22 protein-coding genes and 1 tRNA gene are annotated in these 19935 nt (G+C 43.5%); 7 read left to right on the top strand and 16 right to left on the bottom strand.

Annotated features, from left to right (window positions below):
* From ACZ1GZ_RS17770 to ACZ1GZ_RS17780, 3 genes are all read right to left on the bottom strand, one after another.
* Nucleotides 1-999: a thymidylate synthase gene (locus ACZ1GZ_RS17770; RefSeq protein WP_472666202.1), complete on the bottom strand. Its 999-nt coding sequence runs from the start codon at nt 997-999 to the stop codon at nt 1-3.
* A 189-nt stretch (nt 1000-1188) separates the two neighbouring features.
* Entirely contained in the window at nt 1189-2496 is a 1308-nt protein-coding gene (locus ACZ1GZ_RS17775; protein ID WP_472666203.1) for a hypothetical protein, read from the bottom strand.
* A 322-nt stretch (nt 2497-2818) separates the two neighbouring features.
* Nucleotides 2819-2895 (bottom strand) — tRNA-Met (locus tag ACZ1GZ_RS17780).
* Between the two features lie 279 nt (nt 2896-3174).
* Here ACZ1GZ_RS17780 and ACZ1GZ_RS17785 point away from each other — a divergent pair.
* From ACZ1GZ_RS17785 to ACZ1GZ_RS17795, 3 genes are all read left to right on the top strand, one after another.
* Nucleotides 3175-4131: a Gfo/Idh/MocA family protein gene (locus ACZ1GZ_RS17785; RefSeq protein WP_472666205.1), complete on the top strand. Its 957-nt coding sequence runs from the start codon at nt 3175-3177 to the stop codon at nt 4129-4131.
* A gap of 113 nt (nt 4132-4244) precedes the next feature.
* Nucleotides 4245-4697, top strand: coding sequence for a DM13 domain-containing protein (locus tag ACZ1GZ_RS17790; RefSeq protein ID WP_472666206.1), 453 nt, complete (start codon nt 4245-4247; stop codon nt 4695-4697).
* Nucleotides 4698-4781: 84 nt separating this feature from the next.
* On the top strand, nt 4782-5405 hold the full coding sequence (locus ACZ1GZ_RS17795) for a LysE family translocator (protein ID WP_472666207.1): 624 nt from the start codon (nt 4782-4784) through the stop codon (nt 5403-5405).
* Between the two features lie 69 nt (nt 5406-5474).
* On the opposite strand, the gene ACZ1GZ_RS17800 is transcribed toward ACZ1GZ_RS17795, so the two are convergent.
* The 6 genes from ACZ1GZ_RS17800 to ACZ1GZ_RS17825 form a co-directional block, all read right to left on the bottom strand.
* Complete coding sequence (locus ACZ1GZ_RS17800) at nt 5475-6674, bottom strand: ammonium transporter (RefSeq protein WP_472666208.1); 1200 nt, start codon at nt 6672-6674, stop codon at nt 5475-5477.
* A 278-nt stretch (nt 6675-6952) separates the two neighbouring features.
* Entirely contained in the window at nt 6953-7858 is a 906-nt protein-coding gene (gene yghX, locus ACZ1GZ_RS17805; RefSeq protein WP_472666209.1) for a YghX family hydrolase, read from the bottom strand.
* A gap of 119 nt (nt 7859-7977) precedes the next feature.
* Nucleotides 7978-8670, bottom strand: a complete 693-nt coding sequence (locus ACZ1GZ_RS17810) for a nitroreductase family protein (RefSeq protein ID WP_472666210.1) — start codon at nt 8668-8670, stop codon at nt 7978-7980.
* Nucleotides 8671-8681: 11 nt separating this feature from the next.
* Nucleotides 8682-9167, bottom strand: a complete 486-nt coding sequence (locus tag ACZ1GZ_RS17815; protein WP_472666211.1) for a GNAT family N-acetyltransferase — start codon at nt 9165-9167, stop codon at nt 8682-8684.
* 17 nt (nt 9168-9184) lie between these two features.
* Complete coding sequence (gene mnmA / locus ACZ1GZ_RS17820) at nt 9185-10399, bottom strand: tRNA 2-thiouridine(34) synthase MnmA (RefSeq protein WP_472666213.1); 1215 nt, start codon at nt 10397-10399, stop codon at nt 9185-9187.
* A 109-nt stretch (nt 10400-10508) separates the two neighbouring features.
* Complete coding sequence (locus tag ACZ1GZ_RS17825) at nt 10509-11018, bottom strand: GNAT family N-acetyltransferase (protein WP_472666214.1); 510 nt, start codon at nt 11016-11018, stop codon at nt 10509-10511.
* Nucleotides 11019-11130: 112 nt separating this feature from the next.
* Here ACZ1GZ_RS17825 and sciP point away from each other — a divergent pair, with 112 nt between their 5' ends.
* Nucleotides 11131-11406 carry a CtrA inhibitor SciP gene (sciP, locus tag ACZ1GZ_RS17830; protein WP_472666216.1) on the top strand — a complete coding sequence of 92 codons (276 nt, stop codon included), beginning with the start codon at nt 11131-11133 and terminating at the stop codon, nt 11404-11406.
* Nucleotides 11407-11466: 60 nt separating this feature from the next.
* Here sciP and ACZ1GZ_RS17835 read toward each other — a convergent pair whose 3' ends face one another.
* Nucleotides 11467-11880 carry a paraquat-inducible protein A gene (locus ACZ1GZ_RS17835; protein ID WP_472666217.1) on the bottom strand — a complete coding sequence of 138 codons (414 nt, stop codon included), beginning with the start codon at nt 11878-11880 and terminating at the stop codon, nt 11467-11469.
* A gap of 143 nt (nt 11881-12023) precedes the next feature.
* Nucleotides 12024-12380 (bottom strand): flagellar export protein FliJ, encoded by a 357-nt coding sequence (locus ACZ1GZ_RS17840; RefSeq protein WP_472666219.1) that lies wholly within the window; start codon nt 12378-12380, stop codon nt 12024-12026.
* Nucleotides 12381-12816: 436 nt separating this feature from the next.
* Between ACZ1GZ_RS17840 and ctrA the strand changes: the two genes are divergently transcribed.
* Nucleotides 12817-13518 (top strand): response regulator transcription factor CtrA, encoded by a 702-nt coding sequence (gene ctrA / locus ACZ1GZ_RS17845; protein WP_472666220.1) that lies wholly within the window; start codon nt 12817-12819, stop codon nt 13516-13518.
* 68 nt (nt 13519-13586) lie between these two features.
* Here the strand turns inward: ctrA and ACZ1GZ_RS17850 are convergent, their stop codons facing one another.
* Nucleotides 13587-13949 carry a response regulator gene (locus tag ACZ1GZ_RS17850; protein WP_472666221.1) on the bottom strand — a complete coding sequence of 121 codons (363 nt, stop codon included), beginning with the start codon at nt 13947-13949 and terminating at the stop codon, nt 13587-13589.
* A gap of 282 nt (nt 13950-14231) precedes the next feature.
* Entirely contained in the window at nt 14232-14873 is a 642-nt protein-coding gene (gene chpT, locus ACZ1GZ_RS17855; protein WP_472666223.1) for a histidine phosphotransferase ChpT, read from the bottom strand.
* A gap of 205 nt (nt 14874-15078) precedes the next feature.
* Between chpT and ACZ1GZ_RS17860 the strand changes: the two genes are divergently transcribed.
* Both ACZ1GZ_RS17860 and ACZ1GZ_RS17865 read left to right on the top strand, forming a co-directional pair.
* Nucleotides 15079-15669 (top strand): DUF1134 domain-containing protein, encoded by a 591-nt coding sequence (locus ACZ1GZ_RS17860; protein ID WP_472666224.1) that lies wholly within the window; start codon nt 15079-15081, stop codon nt 15667-15669.
* A gap of 211 nt (nt 15670-15880) precedes the next feature.
* Nucleotides 15881-17128, top strand: coding sequence for a hypothetical protein (locus ACZ1GZ_RS17865; RefSeq protein WP_472666226.1), 1248 nt, complete (start codon nt 15881-15883; stop codon nt 17126-17128).
* A 10-nt stretch (nt 17129-17138) separates the two neighbouring features.
* On the opposite strand, the gene ACZ1GZ_RS17870 is transcribed toward ACZ1GZ_RS17865, so the two are convergent.
* The 3 genes from ACZ1GZ_RS17870 to ACZ1GZ_RS17880 form a co-directional block, all read right to left on the bottom strand.
* A complete protein-coding gene (locus tag ACZ1GZ_RS17870) occupies nt 17139-17906 on the bottom strand; it encodes an ABC transporter permease (protein WP_472666228.1) in 768 nt (255 codons plus the stop codon).
* Nucleotides 17906-18709 carry an ABC transporter ATP-binding protein gene (locus ACZ1GZ_RS17875; RefSeq protein ID WP_472666229.1) on the bottom strand — a complete coding sequence of 268 codons (804 nt, stop codon included), beginning with the start codon at nt 18707-18709 and terminating at the stop codon, nt 17906-17908. The genes ACZ1GZ_RS17870 and ACZ1GZ_RS17875 overlap by 1 nt, the downstream gene beginning before the upstream one ends.
* Nucleotides 18710-18786: 77 nt before the next feature.
* Nucleotides 18787-19809, bottom strand: coding sequence for an ABC transporter substrate-binding protein (locus tag ACZ1GZ_RS17880; RefSeq protein WP_472666231.1), 1023 nt, complete (start codon nt 19807-19809; stop codon nt 18787-18789).
* Nucleotides 19810-19935 lie beyond the last annotated feature (126 nt).

Raw genomic sequence — 19935 nt, forward strand, 5'->3', positions numbered from 1 at the left:
TTAATCCTCAAATTGAAGTTCTTCTTGCTTTGCAGGAACTCGTGCCCTTAATTCAAACTTTCTGGTATATGCTTCATAAACCGATGAGTGCATTTCTGCTTTAACTCTCACAAATGAGCGTTTGTCATGTTTTTGCTTTTGCAATGACCAAACTTCCAAAATTCTTATTAAATCTGCCCAGTATGGAGCTACCTCATTTTTCAATTCATTGGACGTCGAAAAATTACCCGACCGCAAACTTTCTTCAGCTTTTTTAAGTTTGGTAATAGCTGCCCACGGATCTATTTTTGGCATAACAGGCATTGCAAGGGGCTCCTGGAATCCTTCATTGATAAATCGATTAGCACCATCCACACTTTCTTCATAAATGTGCAAGCTACCTATAGAATGGCGATACACTCCCAATTCAACACCTAAACTTCTCGCAATGATTTCCTGTATCATAGTAAAACAAAATATATCATGAGGAAGTCCCACAAACGCATCATTTGAACGCATATATGTCACCAAATTGAGTCGATTATTTCTTAGTAAAAATTGCAGGCTACAAGTACAAGGTATGTCTTTATATTCATGCAGTAAGTCGTCAGCTTCAAACAACTGAATTACGGCTCGTCTTGTTGTGGGTTTACGTTGCAGACGTTCAATTATATTTTGAATTTGATTCAGACCGTCAGCTCGCATAAGTCGTGGGCCATAGGCTCCATGAACGGTCTTTCCATCATCAGATGCCTCATCATACCTAGATAAATAGTACTGTATCTGAGCAAGTTCTCTTGAACCCGACAAATACCATAGAAGTTCACCTAAACAAGACGCGAGTATTTGTCGAGATAATGAACGGCTCATTCTAAACCGTGGATTTTTCAATCCAAGAGTTACACCTATTTCTTCGTAATTTGCACCTTTAGTCGCTACCAAACGTTTTTTATTTTGCAATAAAAGAGAAAAAACCTTGTGCATGAGATCGTCAAGATTATTTGCTGCTAAATATGTCAATTTTATCCCGAAAGAATTTGATAGTGCATTTCAGTTCAAATGAAAGCCAATCTCTAAAACAGCATACTATCGAAGCTGAGCAACTGATTTCACGAGTCGATATTTCCTCATTCTACCATAAATCGCATTACTATCAAAATACATTAAAACGTTGAACACAATTAGAATGCCTCAACATTGATCTTAAAATCAACGTTTACTAATTCTTCGTTTCAACCAATCTGGCGTGAGTTTAGCAATCTCCTCGGTTGGAAGGATCTTATTGTAATGCTCATTGACCATTTTGCCGGATGTACCCGTGTTGCGTATCAGCATATGTGGGTTCACGCCTTCTCGAATTTGCTGAGATATGTAGAAGGGTCTGAACGATCCGCTGTCTCGTAATCGACCATCTGCAGATGTTCGTAGGTTTGCTGCTTTTAGCAGTTCGGCCAAGCCAGATTTAAAACTTTGAACTGCAATCCCATTTGGATTGGCAAAGACTGGATCATCGTTATTGGGAGCACGTCCTAATTCCATATGGAACAGGTTTCTTAGAATATTCAGGTGAGTAAGAACCTCTGGCAGCGGAACCATCTCACGTTCTTTGCCCTTGCCTCTGACTTGAATAACTGTGGCATCATAGACTTGGCCATTATCAAGCTCTAACTCACGTGCTTCAATATCACCCCATATCATTCGTTTAAGCTCTGTGGGACGCATTCCAGTAAAGCCTGCTATCATTATGTAGCAATGAAGCTTGCGACGCTTGTTGAGCAATTTATCTTGATCATTATATTGTTCAGCCTCTGCAATGCGAGAAAGACTTACACTTTCCAAACGTAAGAATTCTTTGAGTGTGAAACCTGGTTTAGCAGTGATAGAACGTTTCTTCGAATTTTGTGTTTTGATAATTGGTGCATCAAGTGTGTATTTGTGTCTACGTCCAAACTCGAATAGCTGGCGCAGCACCATGGCTTCTTTGTTCATTGTACTTTTCGAAGGCGGACCTTCTTTGACGGGTCGTCTGATTTTGATTGGGACTGATTCTCCATCAACGAGCTGATCACGTTCGTAATGAATATACTTTTGATTTCGACCAGGTCCTGTTGACCAATATGACGCTCGCCATTTCCAGTAGGCTTGAATATCAGCACTTGTTATTGCTGACAGAGCTTTCTTCTCAAAATACTCAATGAAGTATCTACGAATGATCGGAATATACTGTTTGAGCTGATATTCTTCTTTCTCACCACACTCAACTTCGAACTCGATTTCTTTGATGAATTCCTCAGCTATCATTTCAAACTTCTTGCGTGTTACGCTTAGCCCAGCTTTATGCAGTGCATTGGCTTCATGCCAAGCAGCACTTGCTAATTGCTCAGCTTCATTCTCGTCATCCGTACCAAGTGATTGACGCTGCTGCCCCTGCCCTTTTATTGAAAACCTCACCCAATATTTGCTGCTATTGCTGGGTTTGAATATTTTGTACTTTTTGTCCTCAATTAATGCGCTCATTGCTTGTCTCCTTCTCTCAAACGAAACTAAAGCCAGACCTTTAAAGGAGCAAAAACAATTACTTACGGGGAAACGATCTATTATCAAGCAATATCAATAGCTTAATCAACACACACCAAGGATTTTATTCCTATACTTAGCAGAATGTTAAATCTTATTATTGCTGTTTACTATGCTAGTTCTATGCTAGCTCAACGGCAGATCAGCGTTAAAATATTGGGATAATTGTGCTATGCTAGCGCTATGTTAGCCGAATATGCTAACTTTTAGCACGCGCTACTATGCTAGATTGTGTTTAGTATATTGTTTTTATTGAGATTTTTGGTAGCGGGAGAGGGACTTGAACCCCCGACACGCGGATTATGATTCCGCTGCTCTAACCACCTGAGCTACCCCGCCACACAGCGCGTTGAATATGCGCCACTGTTCTTAACAGATCGGCGGCATATAAGGTGGACTATGCTAAAGTGTCAAGCATTTTACGAGATTTTTCGCACAAAACATAAGGTTTTAATTTTAACGCGGTTTCAGGGCCGAAACTTATACCCCTTTGCCTGGTTTTTATTTGCTCAAATCCAGCTTATTTTGGGTATTGTGATGATAATAACACTTGTAAACTTGCGTAAATGCACTGACCGCTTTAGTGCTACAATCCGCAGATCAAAGTTGGACGAATGAATGAATAACAAGACAAACATTGCGGTTGTGGGTTGTGGCTATTGGGGGACAAATCATGCCCGCACCTTATCCGAGTTGGGCGCGCTAAGAGCCGTGAGTGATTTAAATGCTGATAGCGCCAACCAAGCGGCTGAAAAGTTTAACGTTCCTGCAAATTCACTGGACGAAATTTTAGCGAGTGATCAGATTGATGGCATTGTATTTGCGCTGCCCCCTCACCTTCATGCGCAAAATGCCATTAAGGCATTAAATGCCGGTAAGCATGTTCTAATCGAAAAGCCAATTGCCCTTAACACACAAGATGCTCAAAGCGTCGTGGATGCCGCCAAAGCCGCTGGAAAAGTTGCAATGACGGGCCATATCCTGCGCTATCATTCTGCCTTTGAAAGAATGTTATCAATGTTTCAAGCTGGCGATTTGGGTGAGTTAAAATATATCCATTCTCATCGCGTCGGCTTGGGTAAGTTTCACCCTAAAAATGATGCACTTTGGGATATCGCTCCACATGATCTCTCCCTCATTTTGGCTGTCACAGGTCAAGCACCTGATCGGATACATGGCGAAGGGGCAGCAACGCTCAATCATCTGAGTGATTTTGCACATCTTCACCTTGGATTTCCCTCAGGCGTGAAAGCGCATGTGCTCACCTCAAGGCTTAATCCTTACCGCGAGCGTCGTTTAACTTTAGTCGGTTCAAAAGCCATGATGTCATTTGACGATGCACTGCCGTGGGATCAAAAGCTTGCGCTTTACAATCACAAAGTCTGGGAAGATGACATGGGTTGGCAAAGCGAAATGGTGGAGCCTGAATATATCGCCGTTAAACAAAGCATGCCGCTCACTGCTGAACTTGAAGACTTTATCAACGCTATCAAAACCGGATCAAAACCAAGAGTTACGGTAGACGACGGCTTGGAAATTGTAAAAATTCTTGAGGCCGGAGCCGTCCAGCATTAAATGCTAATCGCAGATGAGTAACGCCCTCCTCTCCAATTTGTGAAAAGACGTCAATTGCGCATTTTTAGCGAAGTGATACATCTCTTTCCAACACTTATTGGAAGGGTAACACCATGAAAAACATTTCGATCGCACTCGCATTCTCCGCACTCACTATCTTTGCCGCCCCTTTAGCTTCAACGTCTGACAACTTCTTGGGTGCAGGCTCAGCCCAAGCAGAAATGATGTCCATTTCAACCGGTATGATTAAAGGTGTGGGCGGAAATTATATTGGCGAAGGAAATGTCAAAATTGTCAAAGATGATAGCGGCAAACACACACTTGAATTATCCGACTTCACTTCCAGCGCTGGCCCGGATCTGAAAGTTTTTCTTGTTGAAGGATCAGGCCTTAAAGACGGCAATGATGTCATCGCAGGCAAGCATCTTAATCTTGGTGTGCTTAAATCAACATCCGGCGCACAAAGTTATGAATTGCCTGAAGGCGTAGATCCTGCAGACTTTGGATCCGTCGCGATCTTCTGCGAAAAATATACAGTTCTGTTCTCATCAGCTGATTTGAAATAATTGGCAAGAATATGAACTAAAATAACAAGGTGATTGACAATTGATCTTCTGCAGGGATTACTCCTCTCTCTGCAGGAGAATATTATGCCAATTGAAAACTATATCGCCTTTGTTATCGCATCTATCATCGTTCTTATTATCCCCGGCCCCTCCATCATCATGGCGGTGGGACAAGCCATAGCACATGGACAACGTGCTGTTGCCCCAACTGTTTGGGGCGTTGTCGCAGGTGATTTAATTGCGACCACTCTGTCCATGCTTGGCGTGGGCACGATCTTACTCGCATCATCTGAAGCTTTTCAGATCATCAAATGGGCTGGTGTTGCCTATCTCATTTATATCGGCATATCGATGATCAAAAATGCTGGAAAAAGCATTGGCAGCGAAACTCAAAGCGTCAACCGTTTAAAATCGCCCCAAAAGATGTTTCGTGAAGCTTTGATTGTAACTGCTTTAAACCCCAAAGGAATTATTTTCTTCATTGCGTTTGTACCACAATTTATCAGCCCACAGTCTAGCTTTCTCCCACAAGCTGCAATTTGCATTACAACATTTCTAGTACTTGCTTTCATCAATATGTGGCTCTACACAGCCTTCGCTGCACGGGCACGAAAAGGCATGCAAAATCCAAATGTGATCAAATGGGCCGAACGAACAGGTGGAAGTCTGCTCATCAGCGCCGGGGTTTTATCCGCGGCTAAAACCTAAGAAAAAAGGCCAGCGTGTGATTGAACACGCTGGCCTTCATCAAACAAACCTGTTTAAGCTAAATTGCACTTAGCCCTCAGGATTTGCACCAATTTTATGGATCGCTAAATCAGCACCCATTTGCTGCTCTTCATCCGTTAGGCGAATACCCATCGTCGCACGCAACGCACCATAGACAATAAAGCCAATGACCAATGCATAGCCTGCGCCTGCAATTGAACCGACAAGCTGGCTCATAAAGGTCACGCCACCTAAGCCACCAAGTGCTTCTGTACCAAAGACACCGCAGGCAATACCTCCCCAAAGACCGCAAAGACCATGCAGCGGCCATACACCAAGCACATCATCGATCTGCCATTTGCTCTGACATAGATTAAAGAAGATCACGAAGATTGCCCCAGCAACACCGCCAACAACAAGCGAGCCAATTGGGTTCATAATATCAGAACCCGCACAAACGGCAACCAAACCGGCAAGCGCTCCGTTGTGGATGAAGCCAGGGTCATTCTTGCCAATAACCAGCGCAACCAAAATACCGCCAACCATAGCCATCAGTGAGTTCAGCGCTGTTAGGCCTGATACACCTTCAACAGAACCATGCGTCATGACATTGAAACCGAACCAACCAATACACAGCATCCAAGACCCCATAGCCAACCACGGAATAGATGAAGGCGCGAAGTTTGGTGTGCGCACGCCGTCTTTATAACGGCGGTAACGCGCACCAAGTAAAATCACTGCAGCAAGCGCAATCCAGCCACCAACTGCATGGACAACAATTGAACCAGCAAAATCATGGAATTCAGCACCAAATGTTTCATTCAGCCAACCTTGAAAACCATAATTACCACCCCAGATCATGCCTTCAAAGAACGGGTAGAAGAAACCAACGATGACAGCAGATGCGATCAACTGCGGATAAAATTTTGCACGTTCGGCAATACCACCAGAAATAATAGCCGGAATCGCTGCTGCAAAAGTCACCAAGAAGAACAGTTTCACAAGGTCGAGGCCTTGTGCTGCAAATCCTGTACCCTCCCCGCCTGAAAGCGTTGTCGCATCGGCGAAAAAGTTTGTGCCATAAGCAACTGAATAACCAATCACGAAATAAGCAACTGTTGAGATTGCAAAATCTGCAATAATCTTAACCAGCGCGTTGACCTGATTTTTATGTCGTACTGTGCCGACCTCTAAAAACGCAAAACCACCATGCATTGCGAAAACTAAAATCGCCCCCAATAGAACGAAAAATACGTCTGTTCCAACCACGAGAAACACCCCTTGTATTGTCATTAAAGTAATAAGCACCCATCCTCGATGCTCAATTCTTACTCACGGTGACGCAAAGCGTGTGCCAAGTGTTAATAAAAATGTTATTTATTTAATCAAAAGCTGATTTTATTAGCTATTTTATGATTACAACTTAATCAAGTAGGTGATTTTCAGGCAGATAATTCAATAAAAGACTATTAATTAGGCATATTATTGAACAAAAAATAAGCAAATGCTATTTTATAGGCGCCCCGTTGAGAGGCGCCTTGACCATATTAGGCGAGATATTGGTTGAAAAATGCAATGGTGCGTTCTTCTGCAAGCTTGGCATTCGCTTCATCATATCTGGGTGTTGTATCATTGTGGAAACCATGATTGGCATTGGGATAGATATGCGCTTCAAATGTTTTTCCAGCAGCTTTCAGTGCAGCTTCATATGGTGGCCAACCCTCATTAATGCGGGTATCAAGCTCCCCGAACTGAAACATCAATGGCGCTTTAATCGATGGCACATCCTCAACAGCCGCTTGACGACCATAAAAAGGAACACCGGCCGCTAATTCAGGATAAGCAACCGAAATGGCGTTAACCACACCGCCACCATAACAAAATCCGACAGCGCCAACTTTGCCCGTGCTATCATCACGTTTTAACAAATGCTCAAATCCAGCGAAAAAGTCGTTCAACAACTTACCACGGTCAACCGTGCGCTGCAGTTCGCGACCCTTATCATCACTGCCTGGATATCCACCAACAGAAGTCAATCCATCAGGTGCTAAAGCCATAAAGCCCGCTTTTGCCATACGGCGTGCGACATCTTCAATATATGGATTTAACCCACGGTTCTCATGAATAACCAGAACTGCTGGCAATTTGCCAGTTGCGCCAGCCGGTTTCACCAAATATCCATTTACATCACCATTTCCATTTGGTGACGGGTAGGTCATGCGCTCTGTTGTGATACCCTCATCATCAGGGGCAACCTGTTGGGCAAGCGCGTAATTGGGTGCAAGTTGACCTAAAAGAACAGAAGCGGTGATACCACCTACGGCAAATTTTCCAGCTTTGTCTAAAAACTCTCGCTTGGTCATTTTGCCATGCGCATAAAAATCATAAAGGTCTAACAGCTCTTGAGGGAAGTCTTTTGCTGTTTTACGGATGTTGGGAACATGCTCATTCATGGTGAATTTCCTTTTCGGTTTGCAAACAACTCAGCTAGCCTGCCCAAGCCAACGAACAATCTCAAGTTACAAATCTGTAACCTTGATCACATATTCGTTGGATCTGGAAATACTAATGACTATCCGCAAACGGTGAGAATCTCATCCAAAGGCTTTTTGATTTTTGCAACACTGGGAACCGTTGCATCATCCGCGGGGTGACCAACCGCTATGATCATCACTGGTTTTTCTGATTGCGGACGATCAAATTTCTCGTTGAGAAACTTCATCGGATTTGGTGTATGAGTGAGTGTTACCAAACCTGAATGATGCAAAGCTGTTAAAAGTACCCCTGTCGCAATACCAACGCTTTCAGGAACATAGTAGTTTTTAAATCGCTGCCCGTCATCAAACTCACCCCAACGTTGGGCAAAAACAATAATTAGCCAAGGCGCAATGTCCAAATGAGGTTTATCAGCTGTGGTACCGATTGGCTCGAGTGCTTTGATCCATTCATCGCCTCCGCCTCCTGCATAGAACTGTCGTTCTTCTTCTTCAGCTGCAAGCCGGATCTCATGCTTCACTTCAGGATTTGAAATCGCCACGAAATGCCAAGGCTGATGGTTTGCACCAGAGGGTGCGGTGCCGGCTGCTTGAATACATTTTTCAATTACATGTTGAGGCACTTCACGATCTGTAAAATCCCGTACAGAATGCCTACGCTTCATTTTGTTGTAAAATGCGTCTGCGGCAGTTTGCATTTCACCGTCAGACATATTCATCCGATCCGGCAAAGCCAAAGCCTCATACTTCATATCACCACGCGAAAACATAAATTACCTCATCAGTCTTGAACAAATACCATCAAACAAATTTCACCCTCATCGGTATCGTGAAGTGAATCTATCTCAAAACCAGCACCCTGATAGGCTTTGATAGCACGTTTGTTTTCATTTACCGGGTCAATAACAACCTGTTCGGCACCATTTTTTATAAGATTTGTTGCATGCTGGCGCAGATAACGTCGACCATGCCCGACATTTAACATATCTTCGCGCCCAACAAATGTATCAATTGCCCGGGTAGTATCTGGAAAGCGCGCAAAATAGCTTTGCGGCCAATCACGAATGCAATAATCCTGAATATAAGCAAAGGGTTGTTTTTCATATTCGACGATCATGAGATTGATTTTAGGATCATTCAGATCGTGTTTGATCAAGCCCAATTCGTCATTAGGATCACCCCACCATTCTTTTAGATGCGGTGCGCGCAACCATTGTGACAACATGGGAATGTCTTTATCTTCAACAACCCTAAAATGATAACTCATATATCCATCGCAAAAGATTATGCGCTTTCAGCTGAAACTTCCGTAGCAGATCGCTCATTGAGAATTTGCAACATCTGCTCTGTCTTTGGATCTCGCAAAGATTTCTTGATAAACCCGCCGCCATAAACGCGCGCGTTATCATCGGGGCTTGAATATAAAACACAAGCCTGACCAGCAGCCACACCCTCTTCGCCTTCAATCAACTCAACGCTAGTAACACCATCGACATGCATAACTCGCGCAGCCTTTGGAGGACGTGTTGAACGTACTTTAGCAAAACATTCAAACCCTTCAGGGCCGATATCTTCAAGAGGTTCGTCACCCAACCAGTTCACATCCCGCAAGGTTACAGACTTTGTTTCAAGCGCTTCTTTTGGACCAACAATCACGCGGGCTGTTCGTGCATCGATATAAACAACATATAAAGGCTCACCCGCGGAGACCCCAATCCCTCTGCGCTGACCAATTGTGTATCGCAAAATACCATCATGGGTACCAAGAACTCGGCCATCAAGATGAACAATATCGCCGGTGAGCACGGCATCCGGGCGCAATTTTTCAACAATAGACGAATATTTGCCTTGCGGCACAAAACATATGTCCTGACTATCGGCTTTTTGCGCAACAACCAGCCCCATCTCCCCTGCCAGTGCTCTGGTATCAGACTTTGGCAAATCTCCAAGTGGGAACCTGACATAGTCAAGCTGATCTTGCGTGGTTGCAAACAAGAAGTAACTTTGATCGCGATTGCTATCGACAGGGCGATAAAGCGCTCTGCGTCCGGGGTTCTCTTCGGTGGGATTTGCACGTGAACGAATATAGTGACCCGTTGCCAATGCATCTGCACCTAAATCTTTAGCAGTTGCCAATAGATCAGCAAATTTTACGGTTTGATTGCAAGCTATGCATGGCACTGGCGTCTCGCCAGCTATATAGCTCTCCGCAAACGGATTAATCACCGCTTCAGCAAATCGCTTTTCATAATCCAAAACATAGTGGGGAATTCCGATGGTTTCGCAAACTCGGCGCGCATCATCAATATCCTGCCCAGCACAGCAAGAACCTGCACGGTGCACGGCAGCACCATGATCATAAAGCTGTAATGTAATTCCTAAAACATCATATCCTTGGCGTTTTAAAATGCCCGCAACAACAGAGCTATCAACACCACCAGACATGGCGACAACCACCCGAGTGTCCTCAGGGGCTTTATTTATATCTAAACTATTCACTTTTGACCTCAATTCAACAGCGTTAAAGGCGCTGATCAATTAACATTTGCCCGCTTATAATCTCTTTGGGTCGAAACAACAAGCGACATTCAATATGTCTCTTAGCATCTCAACCCAGCTGCTTTCGAAAATATACACGATGAAACCCATCTTCAATGCGTCGGTCAGTTTCTAAATAACCAAGTCTGGGATAGATCGCTAAATTCGCGCTCATCTTCTCATTTGTATAAGGCTCAATGGCATTACAGCCCAACGCAATTGCTCGATCTTCGCAATAGTCCATCATTTGTCGGCCAATACCCATACCGTGAGCAAACGGCATCACAGCGATATTTTCCAAATGCATTACATCGCCTTGAGGGTAAAAAACAATAAATCCAGTAAGGTTCTGTTCACCATCTTTTTTGATATAGACATTTTTTTCAGAAATTAATTTTGCAAAATCTGCCACCATTGGCGCCGGTTTTCGTCCAATTACCTCAATATAGGGTTCATAGGCGAGTTCAGCACAACGCTTAATTGCGGCTAAATCATCATTTTTGGCTAAAATAATCACTTTTACGTACCCTTTTGGCATATCACGAACATTTTTCACCGATTTGCAATCGTATTTGTTCATTCGCTCCATCCTAGCACAATTCTTACCAATTCCTTACCGACGCTTTAGGCAAAAATTAAAATTGTGGCGGTAAAGTGGAGGCAGTGTTGGTCTTGAAAAGTAAGAGAGTACAATGACCGAAATGATACGACCTAGAGTTAAGTTTGTAATTGGGCCTGACGGCAGCCCCTTAACGATCGCCGATCTTCCGCCTGCAACAACACGCAGATGGGTAATTCGCAGAAAAGCTGAAGTAGTGGCTGCGGTTCGCGGTGGCCTTTTAAGTTTAGAAGAAGCTTGCGAAAAATATACCCTAACTGTTGAAGAGTTTTTGTCTTGGCAGGCATCAATCAATGATTACGGTCTTGCGGGATTGCGTACAACGCGCATTCAACAATACCGTCATTAGATTTATCTAATTTAAACAAACGCACCTGATCTATCCATTAGTTCGGGTGCGTTGTTACGTCTAGATTTTCTTAATCGCCGAATGACCAAGAATTGTGAGCAGCGCCGAAGCAGCATAAAACCACAATCCTGGTTGAGAAAACGCATTTGCCAAGCCAGATGTTTTCGCAGCAACGATTACAATTGCCACCAACAACACATCCATCATCGACCATTTAGATAATAATGGCACGAGTTTGATCAAAAAATCAGGCTGTTCTTTATTCCTGCTGAGCGCTTCGAGCAGGACAGCAAATTGTTTGACGATTGGGAACAAAATTGAAACGCAGCCAACCAATATGGCAAGCAATATATCGCCACCTTCTATTAAAGTGGAAACAATTCCAATTAACGACGGCGTCTCGTCGAAAAAATAAAAACTCTCAAACTTAACCAGTGGCAGAACAATGCCGAGTGCAAACGCAATTGGTGCCAAGGTTAGACATAAAGACGCAAAAAAACCATAAATACCGCCGCCAGTTCATCCCATCTGGGATATCTGGCACGGAATTATGGTTTATACAAGATCTTCTGATGCGCTATAAAATAGTCATCAGAATTCTAATTAGCTGGAATTTGCTAACCGGCTTTGCCCATACGCTGTGATTGATCACGCTCTTCAAGGGCTGTTGCTTTATTAAATTCAGCTTCAGCTTCTTCAAGCGCTAATTCAGCTGCATCGAGCTGAACTTTCAATTCGCGGATAGACCCTTGCAAATTTTCAGCACGCAAACGAGCCGCTTTTGCAAATGTCGGATAGGCATAATTAGATGGATCCGAAATCCCCGATTTCTTTTCCTCGGAAGCGACCTGGTACTCCAGCTCTGCCACCATTTTTTCCATCTCAGCCATCATAATCTGAATTCCATTTAGCTGACGGGTCTTTTCCGCAACTTGGAATTGTTTGAGACGTGTTTGGCTTTCACGTGACTTCATACGCATTACTCCTGGGTATTTAAACCCTGAACTCAACTCAATACTCAACGAATCACTTCGTCGAACGCCACCAAAACTATCTAATAACTGCTCCCCGCAGCACTTATTAAATAAAGTCGCGTATGATTAACAATAAGTGATAGGTTTTAAGCAGAGGTAAACAGAATGAACTTTTTTACCAGTCTCACGCAATCTTCAAACATTAATTTATCGAATCAACAGAATCGCTTAGCGCATTTCCTTCATATTTTATGGTAAACGGAAATTAAAATTAGTTAAGAAAAACAAGGTGCTGATAAAAAAATTAATATTTTAATCACACTTGCAATTAAGGATTAGAATTTGTTAACCATTTCATGGCAGCTTTCTAACACGAAACGAAGCGAACCAAACAAGCCGGAATTTCAATGGTCTGGCGGCGGTAAAGGGGAAACACATGCGTGTTTTATTAATTGAGGATGATAGTGCGACAGCTCAAAGTATAGAGCTCATGCTTAAGTCTGAAAGTTTTAACGTTTACACAACAGATCTCGGTGAAGAAGGGGTCGATTTAGGAAAGTTATATGATTACGACATCATTTTGCTTGATCTAAATTTGCCAGATATGTCTGGTTATGAAGTATTAAGAACACTTCGTCTTTCAAAAGTTCAGACTCCAATCCTCATTCTTTCCGGTATGGCAGGCATTGAAGATAAAGTTCGCGGCCTAGGATTTGGCGCTGATGATTATATGACAAAGCCATTCCACAAGGATGAGCTTGTTGCCCGCATCCAGGCAATCGTTCGTCGTTCTAAAGGTCATGCACAATCCGTGATTACAACTGGCGATCTAATCGTTAACTTAGATGCTAAGACAGTTGAAGTTGGCGGCCAGCGCGTGCACCTAACTGGTAAAGAATACCAAATGCTCGAGCTACTTTCATTGCGTAAAGGCACAACCCTTACCAAAGAAATGTTCCTTAACCACCTATATGGCGGCATGGATGAGCCAGAGCTCAAAATCATCGACGTATTTATTTGTAAGCTTCGTAAGAAACTTGCAACTGCGGCCGGCGGAACAAACTACATCGAAACCGTATGGGGTCGAGGTTATGTTCTTCGCGAGCCAGATGAAAATGAACTTCGCGACATCGCGTAAGTCATTTCAAAAACAATTACAATCAAACCCGTCTTTATGGCGGGTTTTTTTACGCTCATAAAAAATGATTAAGCAGCAACTTTCATCGAACCAAATACGTTAAACAATGATGCGCGATCAAAAGGCTTTAACAAGAAATCACTTGCGCCAGAACGGCGACCAGCCATCATTCGTTTAAGATCTGCTTCTACCAAGCTATAGACAATGCGGATGTCCTTGCCGCCTTCCATAGCTCTGATATCTGCAATGAGATCCAGTGCACCATCCAAATCTGAATCAATAACGATCACATCTGGCAATTCTGCTTCGCAATAATTACGAGCTTGGCTCAATGAGTTCGATTCAACCACAACGAAATCAAACCCTGTCAAAATCCGCTTTGCGACTTTGCAAATCACCGGAGATTCATCGACAACGATAATTCTTTGCATTTCATTCCCCTTATATATTCATCCTGACCTGCAGAATAACAAAGGCAAACAAATTTTCAGTTAGCAATCTAACTTAATAATGTCTTACGCAATCATCCATATATTTGGTAAGTAAAAACTCACGGATAAAGATATTTTGTTTATCATTCAATAACTTAAAGAAAAACGGAGATACTCCGCTACTGTCTTAAATTTGTGCAGCGCAATACAAAAAATTTCTAAAAAGCACAAAAAAACGCGGATAACTAAAGGAAATCCGCGTTTAAACCTAGAAACTAAAATTTAAGCTGATTTAGCTGTAAAGACCACATCATCGGCGTTCATCACACATCCCAATTCTAAGCCTGCTTCTTCAGCCAGCAAAATCGTATAGTATGGTTGCACTGCATGAGCATCAATTGCATCGTCCGCTTGGCCGGCATGTAATTCTAGGAATTTTGGTGGCACACGGATCATTTTACCACGTGATACCAATCTAAAGTGAGGTGCCGTTTCCAAATCTTCCAAGAAGATATCAATCTCACCGCCACGCGGAATAGCGCTAAAGGCAATGAGGAACAGGTTCATAAGCAATTTAACTTTGTTCTTTGGAACAATTGCGCGCGACCCATGCCAATTGATAACAGTCTTGCCGTCTGTCTCAACAAAATCCTTAATAGCCTGTTCAGCTTCACCTGTATCAATAGAAGCGCCAATTGAACCAGACGCACCAAAAGCAAGTCGTGCAAACTTGAGCCGAACAGAAGCATTAAGCGCACTGGATCTAATCAAATCCATTGCATCTTCGTCAGCACCGCCTTCGTCTAATAGCTCTAGTCCGTTATTAATGGCACCTACGGGCGATATAATATCATGACAAACGCGAGAACATAAAAGTGCCGCTAGGTCATGACCAGCGAGCGTAAGAACAGGATTTTTCGACATCAATCAGCTCCAATGGCAAAATGTGCTAGGATTTAAACACGAGTTTAGATCAAATTTGTTGTGCACAGTACAATGATTCACAACTTAGCCATAATGAAACCTTAATTGGTAAACTGCTTATTAACATGATTGCGCGAATATAGCTTTAAGCCAAAAAAATGTGCCCATAAGTGTATTTAGTGACGATTTTCAAGTGGAGACCCCGATGAAACAGTATTTAGCCCCTTTGAATGTATTTGGCAGATATCTGTGTGCATTCTTTCTGCTATTTTCCATTGTGACGAGCAGCGCAAAAGCGCAAAGCACTGGAGAAACCTATTACACAGCGCAAGAAATTGTAGATGCTGGACATAGTTTCTTTGGATCAACTTCAGGTGCTTTAGCAAAGCTTATAGAAAAAGCATTCTCAAGTTATGGCCAGCCTAATGGTTATGTTTTGGGCCAAGAGGCATCTGGCGCAGTTGTTGGCGGCCTAACTTATGGCGAAGGTGTTCTTTATACGAAAAACGCTGGTCAGCATTCCACATTTTGGCAAGGTCCATCCATTGGCTTTGACTATGGTGGCGAAGGCTCGCGCACAATGATGCTGGTATATAATCTTCCCAGTGTCGAAGGAATTTACGGCCGTTTTGGTGGTGTAAGTGGCTCAGCTTATGTAGTTGCAGGACTTGGTATGACCGTCATGCGCCGACAAAATGTACTGCTTGTACCAATTCGAACTGGCGTTGGTGCACGCTTAGGGATCAATGTTGGCTATCTAAAAGTCACAAGCAAACCAACTTGGAACCCTTTCTAGGACATAATAGCCCCCTTAAACCAACAGTTGCGGTGTATTTCCAACAGGATTCCCAGATCGTTCTTAACGATAATTTAAGTCAAAGCTTGCTCACGCTGACAAGCTATGTTTAATGGCCTTCACACATTATCGGAATGTGTCATTTTGAGACTTAAGCTGGGAATCGAGCACATTGATTGAGCTCATATTATTTGTCGCACTAGGATTTTTGATGGCCGCTTTACTCGGCCTGGTGGTTGCACCTGCAATTTATCGCCGTGTGGTTAAGCTCACAGAACGCAGGATGCGCGCGACCGTTCCATTAAACGCGGCTGAAATAAAAGCAGCAAAAGATATGGATCGTGCGGTTTTTGCGGCTGAGAACGCCCGCATTGCTGTCGAACTCAAAAAAGAACGCGAAATGCTGACCGAGGAAAAAGCCGGATCATCTCGCTTATCTGACACAATCATTAAAATGCGCAGCCAAAACCAAGAGCTGCAAGCCAATGTAGACAGTTTAAAGGAAGATGCAGGAAAACTGCGTTCCAATCTTCGTTCTGAGGAAAGTAAGCTCGAACAATCTCGCCAAAACCTTAAAGATGCGCAAAAAGCAAATCAGGAAAAGGAAGAGCAGATCCTGGCTCTGATTGATAAAGCAAACCGCTTATCAACGGAAGTTGGCTCTCAAAAGATCGACCTAGCAAGCAAAGACACTGAAGCAGAAAATCTTCGCTCAACGATTGATGCACTTCGAAACGAACACACAAAGCTGCGCAACAACCAATCTGATTTGGAAAATCGAGCGCAAAAGATTGAAAAAGAACTTGAGCAGGAAAAGTCTCGTGCTGATAACCTGAATAAACGTTTGACATCAGCCACGGAGAAATTAGCTAATCGCGATCAAACAATTGAGAACAAATCAAATGAGATTAAGCGATTAAAAGAGCGCGTAAACTCAGTACGTTCTGAAACAACCGAACTTAAGAAAACGCTAAAAACAAGCGAAACTGAACGACGTGCACTCGAACGACAATTAAGCAAAGTTGAAAAGCAGCTGTCAAAATTCACAGGCAAACCCGCACCTGAGCGCAAGCAGAACGATTTAACCTCCAAAGCGACAAAGCTTATTAAAAAAGCACCTATTGCTGAAGAATTAGATACAGTAGACGAGGAAGTTGCTGCTGAAACAATTGCCAACAAAGTTGAACGACTTCGCACACGCCACAATGAATTGGTAGACCAACTCAAGAAAGAAAGCGCACCATCGGATGATCCAGAATTGCGCCGTGAGCTCGCAGAGATTGCCGCAATGATGATTGACCTCACCGCAGCACGCGAAGGTCAATCTTCACCTATTCATGATATCCTGGCGGCGCATACACCTATCAAACCAAAACGCGGTTTAAAGATAAAACCAAGCCTTGCTGATCGTGCAATTCGACGCGTTGATAAAACAACCAGCGGATCAACCGCTAACTAGAATCGCTTTTTTAGGTACTGCGCTCTGACCAGCCTGCGAAGATCTTTTCCAGCACAACCACAATATAGAATAGCACGATGCCCAAAAAGGCGAGTGCGATTAGAACTGCGAACATAAGCGGGTAATCTGCGCTAATCTTGCCGCTATCAAACAAGAACCCCAGCCCTTTTCCGTGCGGTTGGATAATCTCAACCAGATTAGTACCGATAAATGCAAGCGTAACAGATACCTTCAACGCGCCAAAAAATTCAGGCAATGTTTTCGGCAAAGCAATTTTCCAAAAAATCGTAAACTTGCTGGCACCCAATGAACGCAAAATATCGCTATATTCAGGTTCCAGCGTTGAAAGACCAATAGACACAGATACTGCTATTGGGAAAAACGAAATCATAAACGCCATCAAGACTGTATTGAAGTTATCCTGACCGACAAATATCAGCGCAATAACCGGAACAACTGTTGCCTTTGGGATCGCATTAAATCCCACAAGCAGCGGATAAAGCCCTTCTCGCATGATGCGTGAGAAACCCATCACCATTCCAATAAGCACACCGAATATAACTGCAAGCATAAGCCCTGCAATGGTGCGCCAAAGCGTTTGCCAACCATATTCGAAGAACAAGCCTTTAAATTTCCAAAAGGCCGGACCTAAATCAGATGGAGATGCCATTTTGTAATTTGGCCAATCATTAAACCAAACAAGCCATTCCCAAAGCAGCAGAAACACCAAAATGGCAATGACAGGTATCAAGAATTGTCGAGAGAGTAGAATATTCATTATGCCGCCTCCCCTTCATCATTGCGGCCTTGGGCAATTTGAATTTGACGTCGCAACTCGGCCAATAGTTTGGTTGCTTCCGGTGTGTAAAGATCTTCCAAAGTGCGATCCATAGGTAGCGGCCCATCGGCTACAAATTGCGCTGTTGCTGGGCGGCCAGACAATACGACGATTTGATCTGCTAAAAACACACTCTCGCGCAAATCATGTGTAATGAGCAGTGTCGTGACATTTTCTTTCACACGGATTGAATGCATGATTTGCCATAAGTCTTCGCGCGTAAAGGCATCTAGCGCGCCAAATGGCTCATCTAAAATCAACACTTCAGGTCGATGCACAATCGACCGACAAAGAGATGCGCGTTGGCGCATACCCCCGGAAAGCTCAGACGGCTTTTTATCTTCAAAACCTTCAAGGCCAACCATTGAAAGCAGTTCGCGACCGCGGGCCTCCTTTTCAACCTTGCTTAATTTGTTTGGTACGATTTCCAGCGGCAAAAGCACATTGTCTAAGATTGTGCGCCATTCCAGAAGTACCGGATTTTGAAAGGCCATCCCAACGGTTGCACGTGGGGATTTCACTTTCTCGCCATGCAAATAAACATCGCCCTGATCCGGGATCAACAACCCAGCAATGAGGCGCGTTAATGTGGACTTGCCGCAACCAGATGGGCCAACGACAGCGGTAAACGTACCCTTTTGCATTTGCAGTGAAAGGTTATTTAGCACAGGTAATGGGCCGTCTTTTGTCTTATAAGCATGGGTAACTTGCGACAGCTCAATTTGGAAATTTGAAGAATTCATATTTTGCACTTTTGTAAAAACACATCTCCCCTCGCATTAAGCCATGCGAAGGGAGGTAAAGTCTATAGGTCGAAAACCTACTTCAGCATCAAGCTGCCATCATCTGGCAGATAAGATGCATCGAAATAAAGTGATGCATCTCCAACATTTGAAAGACCCATTGTGCTTTTCAGCTGCTCAAGTGCCTCAGCAAAACGTGCTCCATCAATGCTGCCCATACCATTTGCAGCAACATAGTCTGTCATCACATTGGCATCGATTGCCAATTGAAGACGACGTGTTTCAAGCGCAACATCAGCTGCTGGGTTGCGTGTGACCATCATTTTCACAGCACCTTCTGGATCGGCGATAGAAGCCTTCCAACCTTTTGCAACAGCGCGCAAGAAGCCTGTCACTTTCTCAGGATTAGCTTTTGCAAAATCAGTGTTCACAATAATCGCGTTACCATAAAGTTTAAGACCATAATCAGCCATCAAAATGGTTGAGATGTCATCTTCAGGCACACCCAAACGAACAAGGTTTAGATAGCTTGAAAAAGAGAAGCCTGTCACAGCATCCACTTTACCTTCAGCCAACATTGGTTCACGTGTTGGAAAGCCAACAGGCTCAACTTTGATCTTATCAACATCAAGCGAGTTTGCTGATGCAAATGCTGGGAACTGTGCCCAAGCACCATCTGGTGGCGGTGCACCAAGTGTTTTGCCTTCAAGATCTTTCGGAGCTGCAATACCCAAAGATTTACGACCAACAATGGCAAAAGGTGGTTTGTCATAAACCATCATCACTGCAGTTACTGGCGCGCCTGCATTCTCATCTAAGAATTTGGCGAGCGAGTTAATATCAGCAAAGCCAATTGGGAAAGACCCAGTCGCAACTTTTGGAATAGCATCCAGCGAACCCTGACCTGCTGTTACAGTTACATCCAGCTCTTCTTCGCCAAAATAGCCTTTATCAATCGCCACGAAATAAGGTGAGCTTGGACCTTCAAATTTCCAGTCCAGTGCAAATGGGATTTTTGTTTCCGCAAATGCTGGCGTTGTTAGTGTTGTGCCAATCGTGGCAAGTGTTAGAGCAGCGCCTAACGCAAATTTTTTGAACATTCATGTCTCCATTGAACTTATAGGATTTTATATGTTGTCGTTCAGCCAGTGAATCTAAAACATCATGAAATATGGCTATTTATTAGTCAAGCTATTCAGATGCTTATTATTTGCTCAAGTCTTTCA

Source organism: Lentilitoribacter sp. JB5-8 (genome assembly GCF_055693385.1).